This is a genomic window from Streptomyces sp. NPDC057616, assembly GCF_042800575.1.
Taxonomy (GTDB): Bacteria; Actinomycetota; Actinomycetes; order Streptomycetales; family Streptomycetaceae; genus Streptomyces.
This window is the reverse complement of the sequence record NZ_JBHVGU010000005.1, coordinates 178,633-192,422: the sequence shown is the minus strand read 5'-3', so window position 1 is coordinate 192,422 and position 13,790 is coordinate 178,633. Positions and strand designations below refer to the sequence as shown.

Genomic DNA, 13,790 nt, shown 5'->3' with positions numbered 1-13,790 from the left:
TGCGGCCCCGGGTCACGCCCGGGGACCCGCCACCGGTAGCCCCCGCCGAACAGGGGCTACCGGTAACCTCCCGCCCGCTGCCTTCGCCGCGCGCGCAGGGCCGCGTCCAGGGAGAACACGGAGGCGCCCGCGAGGACGAGGGGCAGCCAGGCCATCAGGTAGGCGAGATCGTTGCCGTAGTAGTACGGGTCCGAGGCCCAGCTGACCGTGAGCCAGAGGCTGAGGGAGATCAGTGCGCCGCCGAGCGCCGCGAGGCGCGCGAGCAGGCCGATCAGGGTGCCGATGCCGACGGCGAGTTCACCGAGGGCGATGGCGTAGCCGAAGCCCACCGGGTTCTTCAGCGCCATGTCGACCATCGCCGGGATCGCGGCGGTGCCGCGCACCTGGTGCATCATGTCGCCGATGGAGCCGGCTCCGGACGCCTTCAGGAAGTCGCTGTTGGTGAGCTTGTCCAGGCCCGCGTAGATGAAGGTGACACCGAGGAAGACGCGAAGTGGAAGGAGGGCGTACCGGGTGGCGGTGTCGCGCCAGGTCCGGTCGCCTTCGAGATAGGGGGTGTGCGTGTCCGTGCGCATGCCGTGAGTCATCGCTCTCGCCTCTCGCCCGCAGTGCCGGGACCCCTCAGAAGACGATACGTACGTAAGGGACGGTGCGCTCAATCCGTTCGTGCCGATTTCCGGCCGCGTGCCAGGTGGCCGGCCACGGCGTCCCGGCTGGTCACATCAGTCCGTCACGTCGATCGCGTACTGATGGGTCTCTACCCCCGCAGCGGTCACCACTTGCACCTCGACCCTCCCCGGTTCCACGTCCACCGGGACGGGCACCGTCAGGACGGCGTCGGTCGGGTTGCTGAAGCCTCCGGAGACGGGGACCAGGGGCACATGGACGTTGACCGCGCCGATGCGGACCACCATCCGCGTGAGCCGGTCGGCGCCCTGCGCACCGGGGGGCACGAAGCCCGCGCCGCGGATCTCGATGTCGTCGCCGGTGCGGATGGGTGCGTCGAGGTCGCCGGCCTCGCGGGCGCGCACCACGGAGAGGATCACGGGGCGGCCGCCCTCGGCGTACTTGCCGGCCACGTAGGTCGCCGCGGACACCAGCACCAGCACCGCGAGGCCCCAGGGGAGGTCCGGGAGCTGGTCCGGGCGGCGGGCCAGCCGCACCGCGGCGAACACGAGGGCCACGGCGCTGATCACGACGTACTGGATGTCGGCGAAGGTGCCCCGGCCCGCGTCGTCCGTGAGCAGGTCGGCGGAGCGGGGCCGGTCCGCCCGTACCTTCTGCAGCCGCTGGCCGAGGACCCGCAGGCCCACCACGCGCCGCACCAGCACGGCGACGCCGCAGATCACGGCGAGGACGGTGACGATGCCGGCGCCGCGGGCGAGGTCGAGGCCGGCGATCAGGGCGTCGCGCTCCGCGTGGCTGGAGGCCATGGCGAGGCGCCCGGCGAGGACGAGTACGGCGTAGCCGGCGAACAGCACCCAGGCCGCGGCCACCGTGCGGGAGGTGGACAGGCGGTTGTCCTCGCCGATGACCGGCGCCAGCACGCCGCCGCGCGCACGGTGGAACCAGGACGCGGCGGTCAGCGCGACGCCCGTGACCAGGGCCGCCACCAGGCCGGCCGTGCGGGCCGCGGTCCAGCCCGCGCCGATCGCGGTCAGCGTCTGCACCAGCAGCAGCGCGACCACCAGCGCCCACACCGTGCACGCCGTCCAGCGCCACAGGCGGGCCAGCCAGGCCTCGCCCTCGGCGCGGCCGCGTTCGGCGACGAGTTCGGCGGACTGGCGCAGTTCCTCCGAGACCCACTGGCGGGAGGCCGAGGCCGAGTGGGCCACCGCGGCGGGCAGCCCCTCTCCGGCCGCGAACCCGTCGCGCAGCAGCAGGAACTCCGCGACCGCGCGCCGGTGCCCCGCCCGCGCCCCGTGCGGGCAGTCCCCGCAGGTGCAGCCGCCCGCATGGACGCCGCCCGGCGCGTCCGCGCCGCCTCTCGCCTCCTGCACCGCCACGCCCGACGCCCGCCTTCCCAGAACCGTGCCGCCGGCGCCCTTGCGGCCGTCGGCCCCGGCCCGGCAACTCCTGTGTGATGACAGCGAATTGTGCCCTACACCACCCCCTGCGCGTCCGGCAGGTCCGGTCGGCGCGGGTGAAGCGAGGGCCGCCGTGTTGACCCGGCTGCGAGAATTTCCCTATGGCCGAGATCATCCAGCGGGACGGGACCTGGGCCTTCGACGGCACCATGGTCAGGATCACGCCGGGTCTCCACCGCTCCGTGCCACTGTTCCGGCAGACGTACGGGGAGGTCGCCGTACCCCTCGAAGCCGTCGCGGGCGTGGTCTTCGAGCCCGAGCGCAAGCGCGGACGGCTGCGGATGCGGCTGCGCGAGGGGGCGGATCCGCTGCTCCAGGCGACCGGCGGGCGGCTGCCGGATCCGGCCGATCCGTACCGGCTGGTGGTGGACGTGGACCGGGCCGGCGTCGCCGAGTACGTCGCCGAGGAGATCCGCCGGGCGCTGATGCTGGACCAGATCCCCAAGGAGCCGACCAAGGCGTACCTGCTGCCCGGGCCACCCGTCCCGGTCTCGGTCCGCTCCTCCGACGGCACCATCTCCTTCGACGGCAACCAGGTGCGCATCGACTGGGCCGACACCTCCGACCGGGTCAAGCGGGCGACCGGGCCGCGGATCATCTCCGTGGCGGATCTGGTGCAGGTCGAGTGGCTGCCCAACTCCGGTTACGAGGACGGCTTCCTGCGCTTCGTGACCCGCGAGACGGCGTTCTCCAAACTACCGCCGGAGAAGGACCCCTACGCCCTGGACCTGTGGGGCAGCGCCCGCCGTGACCTGCTCACCGCGCTCGTCGCCACCGCGATCACCGCGCGTCTGCCGCACCCGTCCACCCGGGGCGGCGAGTTGGTCGACCGGCGCCAGCAGGCGGCCGTGGCGCCCCCGGCCGACCACCACGACGTACTCCTGCGGCGGTTGCGGGAGTTGGGCGAGCTGCACCGGGACGGCGTGCTCACGGACGAGGAGTTCGCGATGACCAAGGCGGCCGTGCTGCGGGGTTTCTAGACGGCGGCGGGGTGCGGGGCCGCCGCCGGTGTGCTCAGCTCAGCAGGTCGGGCTCGCTGCGGCTGATGTCCTGCCACAGGGGCTGGTAGTTGATCCAGGCGACCAGGTCGCCGCCGAGCTGTTCCCGGGTCGCCACCGCCGCCCGGTGGTCGATGAGGACCGGGCGGCCCGCGGCCTTGGCGGTCAGCTGCACCTGGGCGGAACGCTCCATGGACACGAACCACCAGGCCGCGGCGTCCACCGAGTCGCCGACCGTCAGCAGGCCGTGGTTGCGCAGCACGAGCGCCTTGCGGGTGCCGAGCGCGGTGGCGATCCGGCGGCCCTCCTCGGCGTCGACGGCGACACCGGTGTAGGCGTCGTAGAGGGCGTGGTCCTCGTAGAAGGCGCAGCTCTCCTGGGTGATCGGGTCGAGCAGCTCGCCCAGCGCGGACAGGGCGCGGCCGTGCACGGAGTGGCAGTGGGCCACCGAGACGACGTCGGGGCGGGCCGCGTGGACCTGGGAGTGGACGGTGAAGGCGGCCTGGTTGACGTGGTAGCGGCCCTCGATGACCTGCCCCTCCGAGTTGGCGAGCACCAGATCGCTCACGGTGACGTGCTTGAAGGGCATCCCGAACGGGTTGACCCAGAAGCAGTCGCTGTACTCGGGGTCGCGCGCCGTGATGTGTCCGGAGACGCCGTCCTCGAAGCCGAGCCGCCCGAAGATCCGCAGCGCGCCCGCGAGCCGCTCCTTGCGGTGGCGCCGTTCGTCGTCGACCGAGTCGTGCATCGGCGGCATCGCGAACTGGAGCCGGTCGGACGGGAGGGCGGGGGGCGGAGTGGGCCCGGCCCCGGGGGTGCCGTGCATGTGTCCTCCAGGACTGGATTGTTGTACGGGGCGGAAGTTACCGCCGGTCAGCGAAGGAGAACAGAGCTGTTTTGTAAAGATGACGCGCGCGGCCGATACCCGACAGCAGATGTCCGGTATCGGGGCGAGACTCGGCGTATGGCATGGAACTGGGCGGCCTTCACGGCCGCCGAACCCGAACTGGCGAAGATCGCCGAGGAACGCTTCGGCGCCTTCACCCACCACGTGCTCGCCACCCTTCGCAGGGACGGCTCCCCGCGCACCAGCGGCCTGGAGGTCCGCTTCCTGGACGGCGAGCTCTGGCTCGGCATGATGCCGGACTCGCTCAAGGCGCTGGACCTGCGCCGCGACCCGCGGTTCGCGCTGCAGGCGAACCCGGGCCCCGGCAAGGACCCGGGCGCGGGCGACATCCGGGTGGGCGGCCGCGCGGTCGAGGTCGAGGACCCGGCCGCGAAGGGCGCCTACACGAAAGAGGTGGAACCGCCGGAGCCGTTCCACCTCTTCCGCACCGAGCTGACGGAGGTCGTACGGACCTACGTCGAGGACGACACGTATCTGGTCGCCCAGGTCTGGAAGCCCGGAGAGCCGGTGCGCACTCTCAGGCGGACCTAGCGGGGACTACTCCCACTCGATGGTGCCCGGCGGCTTCGACGTCACGTCGAGCACGACCCGGTTGACCTCGGCGACCTCGTTGGTGATCCGCGTGGAGATCCGGGCGAGGACGTCGTACGGCAGCCGCGACCAGTCGGCCGTCATGGCGTCCTCGCTGGAGACGGGGCGCAGCACGATCGGGTGGCCGTAGGTGCGGCCGTCGCCCTGGACGCCGACGCTGCGGACGTCCGCGAGCAGGACCACCGGGCACTGCCAGATGTCGCGGTCGAGGCCGGCCGCGGTCAGCTCCTCGCGGGCGATGGCGTCGGCCTCGCGCAGCAGATCCAGGCGCTCCTTGGTGACCTCGCCGACGATGCGGATGCCGAGGCCGGGGCCCGGGAAGGGCTGGCGCTGGACGATCTCGTCCGGCAGGCCGAGCTCCTGGCCGACCATCCGGACCTCGTCCTTGAACAGCTTGCGCAGCGGCTCGATCAGCTGGAACTCGAGGTCCTCGGGCAGGCCGCCCACGTTGTGGTGGGACTTGATGTTCGCGGTGCCGGTGCCGCCGCCGGACTCGACGACGTCCGGGTAGAGCGTGCCCTGCACCAGGAAGGCGACCTCGGGCCCCTCGTCCGCGATGATCTCGGCCTGCGCCTGCTCGAAGACGCGGATGAACTCACGGCCGATGATCTTCCGCTTCTGCTCCGGGTCCGAGACGCCCTTCAGCGCGGTCAGGAAGCGCTCCTCCGCGTCGACGACCTTCAGCTGGACGCCGGTCGCGGCCACGAAGTCCTTCTCGACCTGCTCGGTCTCGCCCTTGCGCATCAGGCCGTGGTCGACGTAGACGCAGGTCAGCTGGGAGCCGATGGCCTTCTGCACGAGGGCCGCGGCCACGGCGGAGTCGACGCCGCCGGACAGGCCGCAGATCGCGCGCCGGTCGCCGACCTGCTCGCGGATCGCGGCGACCTGCTCGTCGATGACGTTGCCGGTGGTCCAGTCGGGGCTCAGGCCCGCGCCCCGGTACAGGAAGTGCTCCAGCACCTGCTGGCCGTGCGTGGAGTGCATGACCTCGGGGTGGTACTGGACGCCGTAGAGCTTCTTCTCGTCGTTCTCGAAGGCGGCGACCGGGACGACCTCGGTGGAGGCGGTGACGGTGAAGCCCTCGGGGGCGGCGGAGCAGGCGTCGCCGTGCGACATCCACACGTGCTGCTCGGCCGGGGTGCCCTCGAAGAGGGTGGAGGACGACTTCGATACGTGCAGATCGGTACGGCCGTACTCGCGGGCGCCGGTGTTGTCCACCGTGCCGCCGAGGGAGCGCGCCATCAGCTGGAAGCCGTAGCACATGCCGAACACGGGGACGCCGGCCTCGAAGATCGCGCGGTCGAGGCCGGGGGCGCCCTCCTCGTACACGGACGAGGGGCCGCCGGAGAGGATGATCGCCGCCGGGTTCTTGGCGAGCATCTCGGCGACCGGCATGGTGCTCGGCACGATCTCGCTGTAGACCCGGGCCTCGCGGACGCGACGGGCGATGAGCTGGGCGTACTGCGCGCCGAAGTCGACCACCAGGACGGTGTCGGGGGCGGCGGCAGCGGGGGTCGCTGATGACACGGGGTGCCTTCCGGCGGTGGGGCGGGGGTCTGTGGTCTCCGATTCTAACGGGGTGCCCGTGGGGCACCTCCCGCCCGGATCGTGGACGCGCCTTGGACGCGGCCCGCCGCCCGTGCATACTGACCTCATGCTTACGCAGACGACCTTCCTCTTTACCTATGGCAACCGGCCCACCGGCTGCCATGGTCGTGCTGCTTGAGCAACTGACAAGCGACTTCCCAGGCGCCCCGGGCCGACAAGGTCCGGGGCGCCTGGCGTTTCACCGGATCCTGCCGCTCCGGGGCACCGACCTCCGACCCTTCGAGGAGCCCCGACATGACCGCCGTCGCGAACGAGAAGACCGGTGCCCGTACCCCCGAGGCCGCCGGCGTGATCACCGGCGCCCGTGAGCGCATCGACGCGCTCGACGACCGGATCATCGGCCTGATCCAGGAACGGATGGCCGTCTCCGCCGTCATCCAGGAGGCGCGCATCGCCTCCGGCGGGCGGCGCGTGAACCTCTCCCGCGAGATGGAGGTCCTCGGCCACTACAGCGAGGCCCTCGGCAGGCCCGGAACCGCGCTCGCCATGACGCTGCTCGAACTGTGCCGCGGTCGCATCTGAGTTCGGGCCGCCTCTCACCCGTACGGCGCGTGACCGCCCCGCGGACCCCTTCGTTGTGGAGGTGTCCGTGCCAGCCAGGGGCGGGCCCGAAAGAACCACGCGTGGCTTGCTGGAGCGATGAGACGCACGGGTCGTGCCGTGCGTCGTGGGACCTCGCTCCAGGGATGTGACCGGACGGCAGGGGACAGCAGCCCGGTCACCCAAGAGAACGGTCGGCTCCGGGGACGCCCGGGGCCGACCGGCGGAAAATGCAAAAATGCACAACCCTGGGTGAAACGGTTGCGTAGCCACCGCCCATCCAGCACGATGCGTACAAAGCCCAAGTCCCCCCGCAGACAACTGCATTGCTTGCACTTCCGTACCGCCAGAGGTCGAGACCACCCGTGTGCACACCTGCGCCGGGGAGGCGACCCAGGGCACACAGGACAAGCGGCGCAACCCCCCGGCGCCGCTCCCAGGCACCGGCGCTGCCCTGACGTCGGTGCTGACGGAGAAGGGCCCCGCGGCTCGAGCCCGCGGGGCCCTTCGCTTGCCCGCATCAAGGGTGATCCAGGCCACATAAGAATTCTGTCAGCCTCGGCACAACCATTCACTGGCGTCACGAATCCAACCAGGCGAACCAGGGCCAACAGCCGCGCCCCACACGCGGAGCCCTCCACACGGACTCCCTTGAGGTTTTCATGAAGCTGCGTCGTGCCATGGCCACTGCGGCCGCGACCGCTGTCATAGCGCCCCTCGCCCTGCTCTCGGCCCCGACTGCCTTCGCGGACGAGACTCCCAGCACCTCCACGAGCAGCCCTGCCGCCGACGAGAGCACCCCCGCGGCCGACGAGACCACCCCGGCCGCGGACGAGAGCACCCCCGCCGGCGACGAGAGCACGCCCGCCGCGGACGAGAGCACCCCCGCCGGCGACGAGAGCACCCCGGCGGCCGACGAGAGCACGCCCGCCGCGGACGAGAGCACCCCGGCCGGGGACGAGAGCAGCAGCGCCTCCCCGTCGCCGAGCCCGAGCGCGAGCACCCCCGCCGGCGGCGAGCTGTGCGTCGACGAGAACGGCGACAGCACCGCCGAGCTGAGCGACGCCCTCAAGAGCGGCCTGTCCGGCCTGCCCGACACGATCGTCGCGGGCAGCGGCTGGACCGCCTTCTCCTTCAACGTCTCCAACCACGGTGACCAGGAGATCAAGGACATCAAGCCGCTGATCGGCGTCGCCGCCGTCGGCTGGGAGGACGCGCAGGACTACTCGGGCCAGATCAAGGTCCAGGTCTTCGACAAGTCCACCAAGTCGTGGCAGACCATCGCGGACGCGGCGGGCGAGGGCGGCACGTTCACCGCGTTCTCGCTCGGCGCCGGCCAGTCGGTCTCCTACCAGCTGCGCCTCAGCGTCAGCGGCAAGGTGCCGGACTCGCTCGGTCTGACCGGCGGCCTCGCCGAGTACGCCGACGAGCAGGGCTGCTGGCTCGCCGACGACCCGAACGGCTGGGTCTACTTCTTCGACATCCTCGCCGCCGGCTCCGACCCCGGGAAGCCGGGCGACGCCAAGCCGCAGACCGGTGGCATGAAGCCGATCAAGAACGTGAACGAGGTCGACGCCACCGGCAGCCTCGCCGAGACCGGCTCCAGCTCCGCACTGCCGATGATCGGCCTCACCGGCGGCCTCGCCGTCGCGCTGGGCGCCGGCGCGGTCTTCGTGGTGCGCCGCCGCAAGGCCGGCGCGCAGGCGTAACGAAGCCGGCGGAAAGAAACGGAAGGACCCGCACTCGGAGGGGGGTGCGGGTCCTTCCGTCTTCTTTGCCGCCTCGCGCGGACCGCGTTACTTCTTCGGCACCGCCGGCATCCCCAGGAAGGGCAGCTTCAGCGCGCCGAAGGCGTCCGCCGGGACCGCCGGCGCCATCGGCTCGACCGGCTTCAGGCGTTCGTAGGCCGCCCCCTGCTCCGGACGCTGGTCCGCCTCGCCCTTGTTGGGCCAGTACGACATCGCACGCTCGGCCTGGGCGGTGATGGTGAGCGAGGGGTTCACGCCCAGGTTGGCCGAGACCGCGGCGCCGTCGACCACCGAGATGCCCGGGTGGCCGTAGAGCCGGTGGTACGGGTCGATCACGCCGGTCTCGCGGGAGGAGCCGATCGGGCAGCCGCCGAGGAAGTGCGCGGTGAGCGGGGTGCCCATGAGTTCGCCGACGTTGGAGCCCGCGAAGCCGTTGATGTCGGCGGCGATGACCGAGGCGCTCTCCGAAGCGGCCTTGATCTGCTTGGGGTTGGGGGCGCCGTGGCCCTGGCGGGCGGTGAGCAGGCCCTTGCCCATGCCGTCCGGCTTCAGGTACGTGGTCAGGGAGTTGTCCAGGGACTGCATCACCAGGCCGATGATGGTCCGCTCCGACCAGCGGCGGTTGGACAGCGAGCGCAGGACGAGCATCGGGTGGCGGACGGCGTTGCGCAGCCAGGCCAGCACCCGGGACGAGCCCTCCGCGTACGGCACCTGGAGGATGGACAGGCCACCCATCGAGTTGGAGCCCTTGCCGTAGCGGACCGGCTCGATGTGGGTGTTCTCGTCCGGGTGGATGGACGAGGTGATGGCGACGCCCCGCGTGAAGTCGACCTTCGGCTCGCCCGTCGCCCTGCGGTAGCGGCGGTTGTCCGTCTGGGCGCCGACCAGCGCCTCGGAGTTGGTCCGGGTCAGCTCACCCAGCTTCGGGGAGATGTACGGCAGTTGACCGCCGGCCTTCATCCGGTGCAGCAGGGTCTGGGTGCCGTAGGTGCCGGCCGCCAGCACCACCCGGCGCGCCTTGAAGGTGCGCCCCGCGCCCTTCTTCCGGTTGTCGGTGGGCAGGGTCGCGATCGCGTACCCGCCCTGCGAGTCGTCCGTGACCGAGACGACGGTGGTCATCGGGTGCACGACCGCGCCCGCCTTCTCGGCGAGGTACAGGTAGTTCTCGTTGAGGGTGTTCTTCGCCCCGTGGCGGCAGCCCGTCATGCACTCGCCGCACTCGGTGCAGGCGTTGCGGGCCGGGCCCGCGCCGCCGAAGTAGGGGTCGTCGACCTCCTGGCCGGGGGCGGTCCTCGACTTCCCCTCGGCGTCCTTGCCGTCGCCGAAGAAGACGCCGACCGGAGCCATGTGGAAGGTGTCGCCCACGCCCATCCGCTCGGCGGCGGCCTTCAGATGCACGTCGGACGGCGTCATCGTCGGGTTCAGCCGCACGCCGAGCATGCGCTGCGCCTGGTCGTAGTACGGCTTGAGCTCTTCCTGCCAGTCCGTGATGTCACGCCACTGCGGGTCGTCGAAGAACGGCTTCGGCGGTACGTAGAGGGTGTTGGCGTAGTTCAGGGAGCCGCCGCCGACGCCGGCGCCGGCCAGCACCATGACGTTGCCGAGCAGGTGGATGCGCTGGATGCCGAACATGCCGAGCTTCGGCGCCCAGAGGTAGTTCTTCAGGTCCCAGGAGTTCCTGGGCAGAGACTCGCGGGTCCAGCGCCGGCCCGCCTCCAGGACCCCTACGCGATAGCCCTTCTCGGTGAGGCGCAGGGCGGTGACGGAACCGCCGAAACCGGATCCGACAACGATGACGTCGTAGTCGTAAGCGTCGTTGCTCACGCGCACTCTCTCCTCTACCGGAACCGGAACGCCTTCATGAGCCGCAGACTCCGGCTCATGAACTGGGCGTACTTCTCGTCGTCCATCCCCAGCGACGGCGCCATCGGCAGCAGGCGCTGCTGGGCCACCGTCTGGGCCTCGGTGTACTTGAGGATGCCCTCGGAGCCGTGCCGGCGGCCGAGGCCGGAGTCCTTCATGCCGCCCATCGGGGACTGGACGCTGCCGTAGGCGGGGGCGTAGCCCTCGTTGACGTTCACCGTTCCCGTGCGCAGGCGCGCGGCGACCGCGCGGCCGCGGCCGCCGTCCTTCGTCCAGACCGAGGAATTGAGGCCGTACGGCGTCGAGTTGGCGTGCTCGACCGCCTCGTCGTCGGTGCGGAAGCGGTAGATCGAGACGACCGGGCCGAAGGTCTCCTCCGTGCACACCGACATCGGCTCGGTCACGCCGTCGAGGATGGTCGGCTCGAAGAAGTACGGTCCGATCTCCGGGCGGGCCACACCGCCGGCGACGACCTTCGCGCCCTTGGCGACGGCCTCCTCGACATGCCGGGTGACCGTCTCCAGCTGCCGCTCCCCCACCAGCGAGCCCATGTCGGCGCCGTAGGCGAGGGACTTGCCGAGGCGCATGGCCTTGGTGCGGGCGGCGAAGCGCTCCAGGAAGGCGTCGGCGATCGACTCGTGGACGTACAACCGCTCGATGGAGATGCAGAGTTGGCCGGCCGAGGAGAAGCAGGCGCGGATCGCGCCCGCGGCCGCCTTCTCGATGTCGGCGTCCTCCAGGACGAGCATCGCGTTCTTGCCGCCGAGTTCGAGGGAGACGCCGACCAGACGGGCGGCGGCGCCCTGGGCCACCTCGCGGCCGGTGCGGGTGGAGCCGGTGAAGGAGACGTAGTCGGCGTGCCGGACGACCTCGGGGCCGACGACCGGGCCGTCACCGAGCACGACCTGGAAGACGTCCGCGGGCAGGCCGGCCTCGATCAGCAGGTCACGGGCCCACAGGGCGGTGAGGCAGGTCTCGGTGTCGGGCTTCATCACCACGGCGTTGCCCGCCACGAACGCCGGGAGGGCGTCGCCGACCGACAGTTCCAGCGGGTAGTTCCAGGGGGCGATCTGACCCACGACGCCGCGCGCGTGGCGCAGTTCGGTGACCTTCGTCAGCGTCGGGATGGCGCCGGTGTGCCGCTTCGGCCTGAGGTACGAGGGGGCCTTGCGCCCGTAGTGGCGGGAGGCCACGGCGACGGCCTGGACCTCCTCGTGGGCGTGCAGGCGGGCCTTGCCGGTCTCCAGCTGGATGAGGTCGAGGACCTCGGCCTGCCGGGCCAGCATCAGGTCGTGGAAGCGGAGCAGGACGGCCGCGCGCTGCCGGACCGGCGTCTGCGCCCACACCGCCTGTGCCGCGCGGGCCGCGTCGAAGGCCTTGGCGACGTCCTCGGGGGTGGACTCCGGCAGGTCGGCGAGCTTCTCGCCGGTGAACGGCGTGTGGTTGGCGGTGCGGCCGGAGCCGACCACGCCCTTGGTCAGCTGGGCGACCAGTTCGGGCGTCACCACGTCGGCGGCGGTACGGGCGCCCTCCGGAGCGGGGGCGAGGGGATTCGTGCCGGTCTTGGCCGGGGCTTGCGCGTCCGTCATGAGGCGCAGGGTATGCCGGTGCGCAGCCTTTGGGTACCCGTCGGTAACGCGACTTCACCGACTGCTCACACGATGCCAGTGCTCACTGGCAACGAATGCGCTGATCAGGACTTGTGCGGGGACGGCCCGACACGGTTCAGCTTTTTCCGATGACGAGGAGGTCACGCGCGCCCTTGAAGAGCGCCGTGCCCTTCTTCTCGTCCGGGGTGCCCTTGGGCATGTCGACGCGCAGTTCGTACAGGCGGCCGCCGTCGGTGCCGATCAGCAGCTGCATGACCCGGGTCGGGGTGCCGGAGGCGCCGTAGGTGGTGTCGGCGAGGACGGCCTCGGCGCCGTGGAAGGTGGTGCGCGTGTACTGGGTGCGGGCGCCCCCTGCGTAGCCGTTCCAGGTGGCGTGCGCGGCCTGCGCCTCGGCCATCGGGGTGCGGGGGGCCTTGTCCCACTCGGTGAGGCGGACGCTGACGCCGCCGTCCGCGCCCTCTGCCGCGTCGTACTCGACCAGGCGGGGCGGGTCGGCGGCGTCCCCCTCCCGGGCGGACTCCCGGTACCGGCCCGGAAGAGCGAGCACGGCGTCCATCGCGGCCTCACGGTGCGCGGTCCATCCGGCGGGCACGGCGGTCGGCGTCGGCGTCGCGACACGGGCCGGGGCCTCGGTGAGGGTGGCGGCCCGCTCGGTGGCTCCGTTCCCGTCGGGCGAGTTGGCGTAGGACGCGGCGGCCCAGGTACCGCCTACGAGCAGCGCGGCGAGGGCGGCGAGTAAGACGGGGCGACGGAAGGGGTGTTGGGGGGTGGGGGTAGTGGTGGGGGTGGGGTGGGGTGCCGGTGCGGGGAGGGTTGTGGTGGGGGGTTCGGGGAGCGGTTCCGGGGTTGCGGCGGACTCCGGGGGCGGCTCGACCTCGACCTCGACTCCGCTCGACGCCGCCTTCCCTTGCAACCGCACGGTCCCCGAGTCGTCCGCGAACTCCCTCAGGTCCCCGGCGTCCTGGGGCTCCGACCGGCCGGGCTCGATCAGCGGGACCGGCCGGCCCTCCGTCACCGCCTCCAGTACCGTCGCCGTCTCCTCCGCGCAGGGGCGGCCGTCGGGGTTCTTCGTCAGCAGGCGGGATATCAACGGGCCCAGCGGACCCGCCTGTTTCGGCTCCGGCGGATCCGCGGCGATGACCGCGGCGAGCGTGGACTCCACCGTCGTCCGCCGGAACGGCGAGGCGCCCTCCACGGCCGCGTACAGCAGGACGCCGAGGGACCACAGGTCGGACGCGGGCCCCGCGCTCCGGCCCGACATCCGCTCGGGCGCGACGAACTCCAGCGACCCGACGAACTCCCCGCTCACGGTGAGGGATTCCTCGCCCTGGACGTGGGCGATGCCGAAGTCCGTGAGGACGACGCGGCCGTGGGCGCCGAGCAGCACGTTGGCGGGCTTCACGTCCCGGTGCACGATGCCGACGGCGTTCGCGGCGCGCAGCGCGCCGAGGACGGCGAGACCGATCCGGGCGGCCTCGGCGGCCTCGACCGGCCCGCGCCGCAGCACCTCGTGCAGCGACTCGCCGCGGACCAGCTCCATGACGATCCACGGCAGTCCGTCCTCCTCCACCACGTCGTGGATGGAGACGGCGGCGGGATGGTCGACGCGGGCGGCCGCGCGCGCCTCGCGGTAGAGGCGGTGGGCGGCCCGCCGATGCTGCTCGTCGTCCGGATCGCCCGGCAGCCGCGGCTGCTTGACGGCGACCTCGCGCTCCACGAGTTCGTCGTATGCCTGCCAGACCGTGCCCATCCCGCCGGAGCCGATGCGCTCGGTCAGCCGGTAGCGCCCGCCGACGAGCCGGCCGTCGCGCACACGTTCGCCGCCTTCGCTCATGCCC

Annotated in this window: 11 protein-coding genes; 4 read left to right on the top strand and 7 right to left on the bottom strand. The window is 71.9% G+C overall.

Going from position 1 to position 13,790, the window contains the following annotated elements; genetic code table 11:
* Nucleotides 1-56: 56 nt before the first annotated feature.
* Both ACFU97_RS07990 and ACFU97_RS07985 read right to left on the bottom strand, forming a co-directional pair.
* Entirely contained in the window at nucleotides 57-587 is a 531-nt protein-coding gene (locus ACFU97_RS07990) for a DoxX family protein (protein ID WP_384252382.1), read from the bottom strand.
* 135 nt (nucleotides 588-722) lie between these two features.
* The gene (locus ACFU97_RS07985; protein ID WP_384252379.1) at nucleotides 723-2,006 is read right to left on the bottom strand and encodes a hypothetical protein; all 1,284 of its coding nucleotides are present in this window, start codon (nucleotides 2,004-2,006) and stop codon (nucleotides 723-725) included.
* Nucleotides 2,007-2,188: 182 nt separating this feature from the next.
* Between ACFU97_RS07985 and ACFU97_RS07980 the strand changes: the two genes are divergently transcribed.
* Nucleotides 2,189-3,067 carry a DUF4429 domain-containing protein gene (locus tag ACFU97_RS07980; protein ID WP_384252377.1) on the top strand — a complete coding sequence of 293 codons (879 nt, stop codon included), beginning with the start codon at nucleotides 2,189-2,191 and terminating at the stop codon, nucleotides 3,065-3,067.
* A 34-nt stretch (nucleotides 3,068-3,101) separates the two neighbouring features.
* Here the strand turns inward: ACFU97_RS07980 and ACFU97_RS07975 are convergent, their stop codons facing one another.
* Nucleotides 3,102-3,911 carry a class II aldolase/adducin family protein gene (locus tag ACFU97_RS07975; protein WP_384252375.1) on the bottom strand — a complete coding sequence of 270 codons (810 nt, stop codon included), beginning with the start codon at nucleotides 3,909-3,911 and terminating at the stop codon, nucleotides 3,102-3,104.
* 138 nt (nucleotides 3,912-4,049) lie between these two features.
* Between ACFU97_RS07975 and ACFU97_RS07970 the strand changes: the two genes are divergently transcribed.
* On the top strand, nucleotides 4,050-4,523 hold the full coding sequence (locus ACFU97_RS07970) for a pyridoxamine 5'-phosphate oxidase family protein (protein ID WP_384252372.1): 474 nt from the start codon (nucleotides 4,050-4,052) through the stop codon (nucleotides 4,521-4,523).
* Between the two features lie 6 nt (nucleotides 4,524-4,529).
* On the opposite strand, the gene guaA is transcribed toward ACFU97_RS07970, so the two are convergent.
* Nucleotides 4,530-6,110: a glutamine-hydrolyzing GMP synthase gene (gene guaA, locus ACFU97_RS07965; RefSeq protein WP_384252369.1), complete on the bottom strand. Its 1,581-nt coding sequence runs from the start codon at nucleotides 6,108-6,110 to the stop codon at nucleotides 4,530-4,532.
* Between the two features lie 315 nt (nucleotides 6,111-6,425).
* Here guaA and ACFU97_RS07960 point away from each other — a divergent pair, with 315 nt between their 5' ends.
* Together ACFU97_RS07960 and ACFU97_RS07955 are read left to right on the top strand one after the other, a co-directional pair.
* A complete protein-coding gene (locus tag ACFU97_RS07960) occupies nucleotides 6,426-6,713 on the top strand; it encodes a chorismate mutase (RefSeq protein ID WP_384252367.1) in 288 nt (95 codons plus the stop codon).
* A 680-nt stretch (nucleotides 6,714-7,393) separates the two neighbouring features.
* Nucleotides 7,394-8,440, top strand: a complete 1,047-nt coding sequence (locus ACFU97_RS07955; RefSeq protein WP_384252365.1) for an LAETG motif-containing sortase-dependent surface protein — start codon at nucleotides 7,394-7,396, stop codon at nucleotides 8,438-8,440.
* Between the two features lie 87 nt (nucleotides 8,441-8,527).
* On the opposite strand, the gene ACFU97_RS07950 is transcribed toward ACFU97_RS07955, so the two are convergent.
* The 3 genes from ACFU97_RS07950 to ACFU97_RS07940 form a co-directional block, all read right to left on the bottom strand.
* A complete protein-coding gene (locus ACFU97_RS07950; RefSeq protein WP_384252363.1) occupies nucleotides 8,528-10,303 on the bottom strand; it encodes a GMC family oxidoreductase N-terminal domain-containing protein in 1,776 nt (591 codons plus the stop codon).
* Between the two features lie 14 nt (nucleotides 10,304-10,317).
* Nucleotides 10,318-11,931, bottom strand: a complete 1,614-nt coding sequence (locus tag ACFU97_RS07945) for a succinic semialdehyde dehydrogenase (RefSeq protein ID WP_384252361.1) — start codon at nucleotides 11,929-11,931, stop codon at nucleotides 10,318-10,320.
* A 136-nt stretch (nucleotides 11,932-12,067) separates the two neighbouring features.
* Nucleotides 12,068-13,786: a serine/threonine-protein kinase gene (locus ACFU97_RS07940; RefSeq protein WP_384252359.1), complete on the bottom strand. Its 1,719-nt coding sequence runs from the start codon at nucleotides 13,784-13,786 to the stop codon at nucleotides 12,068-12,070.
* Nucleotides 13,787-13,790 lie beyond the last annotated feature (4 nt).

Bases quoted from the DNA above. Each gene is read 5' to 3' on its own strand.
- ACFU97_RS07940 (WP_384252359.1), bottom strand. From the start codon at position 13,786: ATGAGCGAAGGCGGCGAACGTGTGCGCGACGGCCGGCTCGTCGGCGGG.
- ACFU97_RS07970 (WP_384252372.1), top strand. From the start codon at position 4,050: ATGGCATGGAACTGGGCGGCCTTCACGGCCGCCGAACCCGAACTGGCG.
- ACFU97_RS07980 (WP_384252377.1), top strand. From the start codon at position 2,189: ATGGCCGAGATCATCCAGCGGGACGGGACCTGGGCCTTCGACGGCACC.
- ACFU97_RS07990 (WP_384252382.1), bottom strand. From the start codon at position 587: ATGACTCACGGCATGCGCACGGACACGCACACCCCCTATCTCGAAGGC.
- ACFU97_RS07955 (WP_384252365.1), top strand. From the start codon at position 7,394: ATGAAGCTGCGTCGTGCCATGGCCACTGCGGCCGCGACCGCTGTCATA.
- ACFU97_RS07945 (WP_384252361.1), bottom strand. From the start codon at position 11,931: ATGACGGACGCGCAAGCCCCGGCCAAGACCGGCACGAATCCCCTCGCC.
- ACFU97_RS07975 (WP_384252375.1), bottom strand. From the start codon at position 3,911: ATGCACGGCACCCCCGGGGCCGGGCCCACTCCGCCCCCCGCCCTCCCG.
- ACFU97_RS07960 (WP_384252367.1), top strand. From the start codon at position 6,426: ATGACCGCCGTCGCGAACGAGAAGACCGGTGCCCGTACCCCCGAGGCC.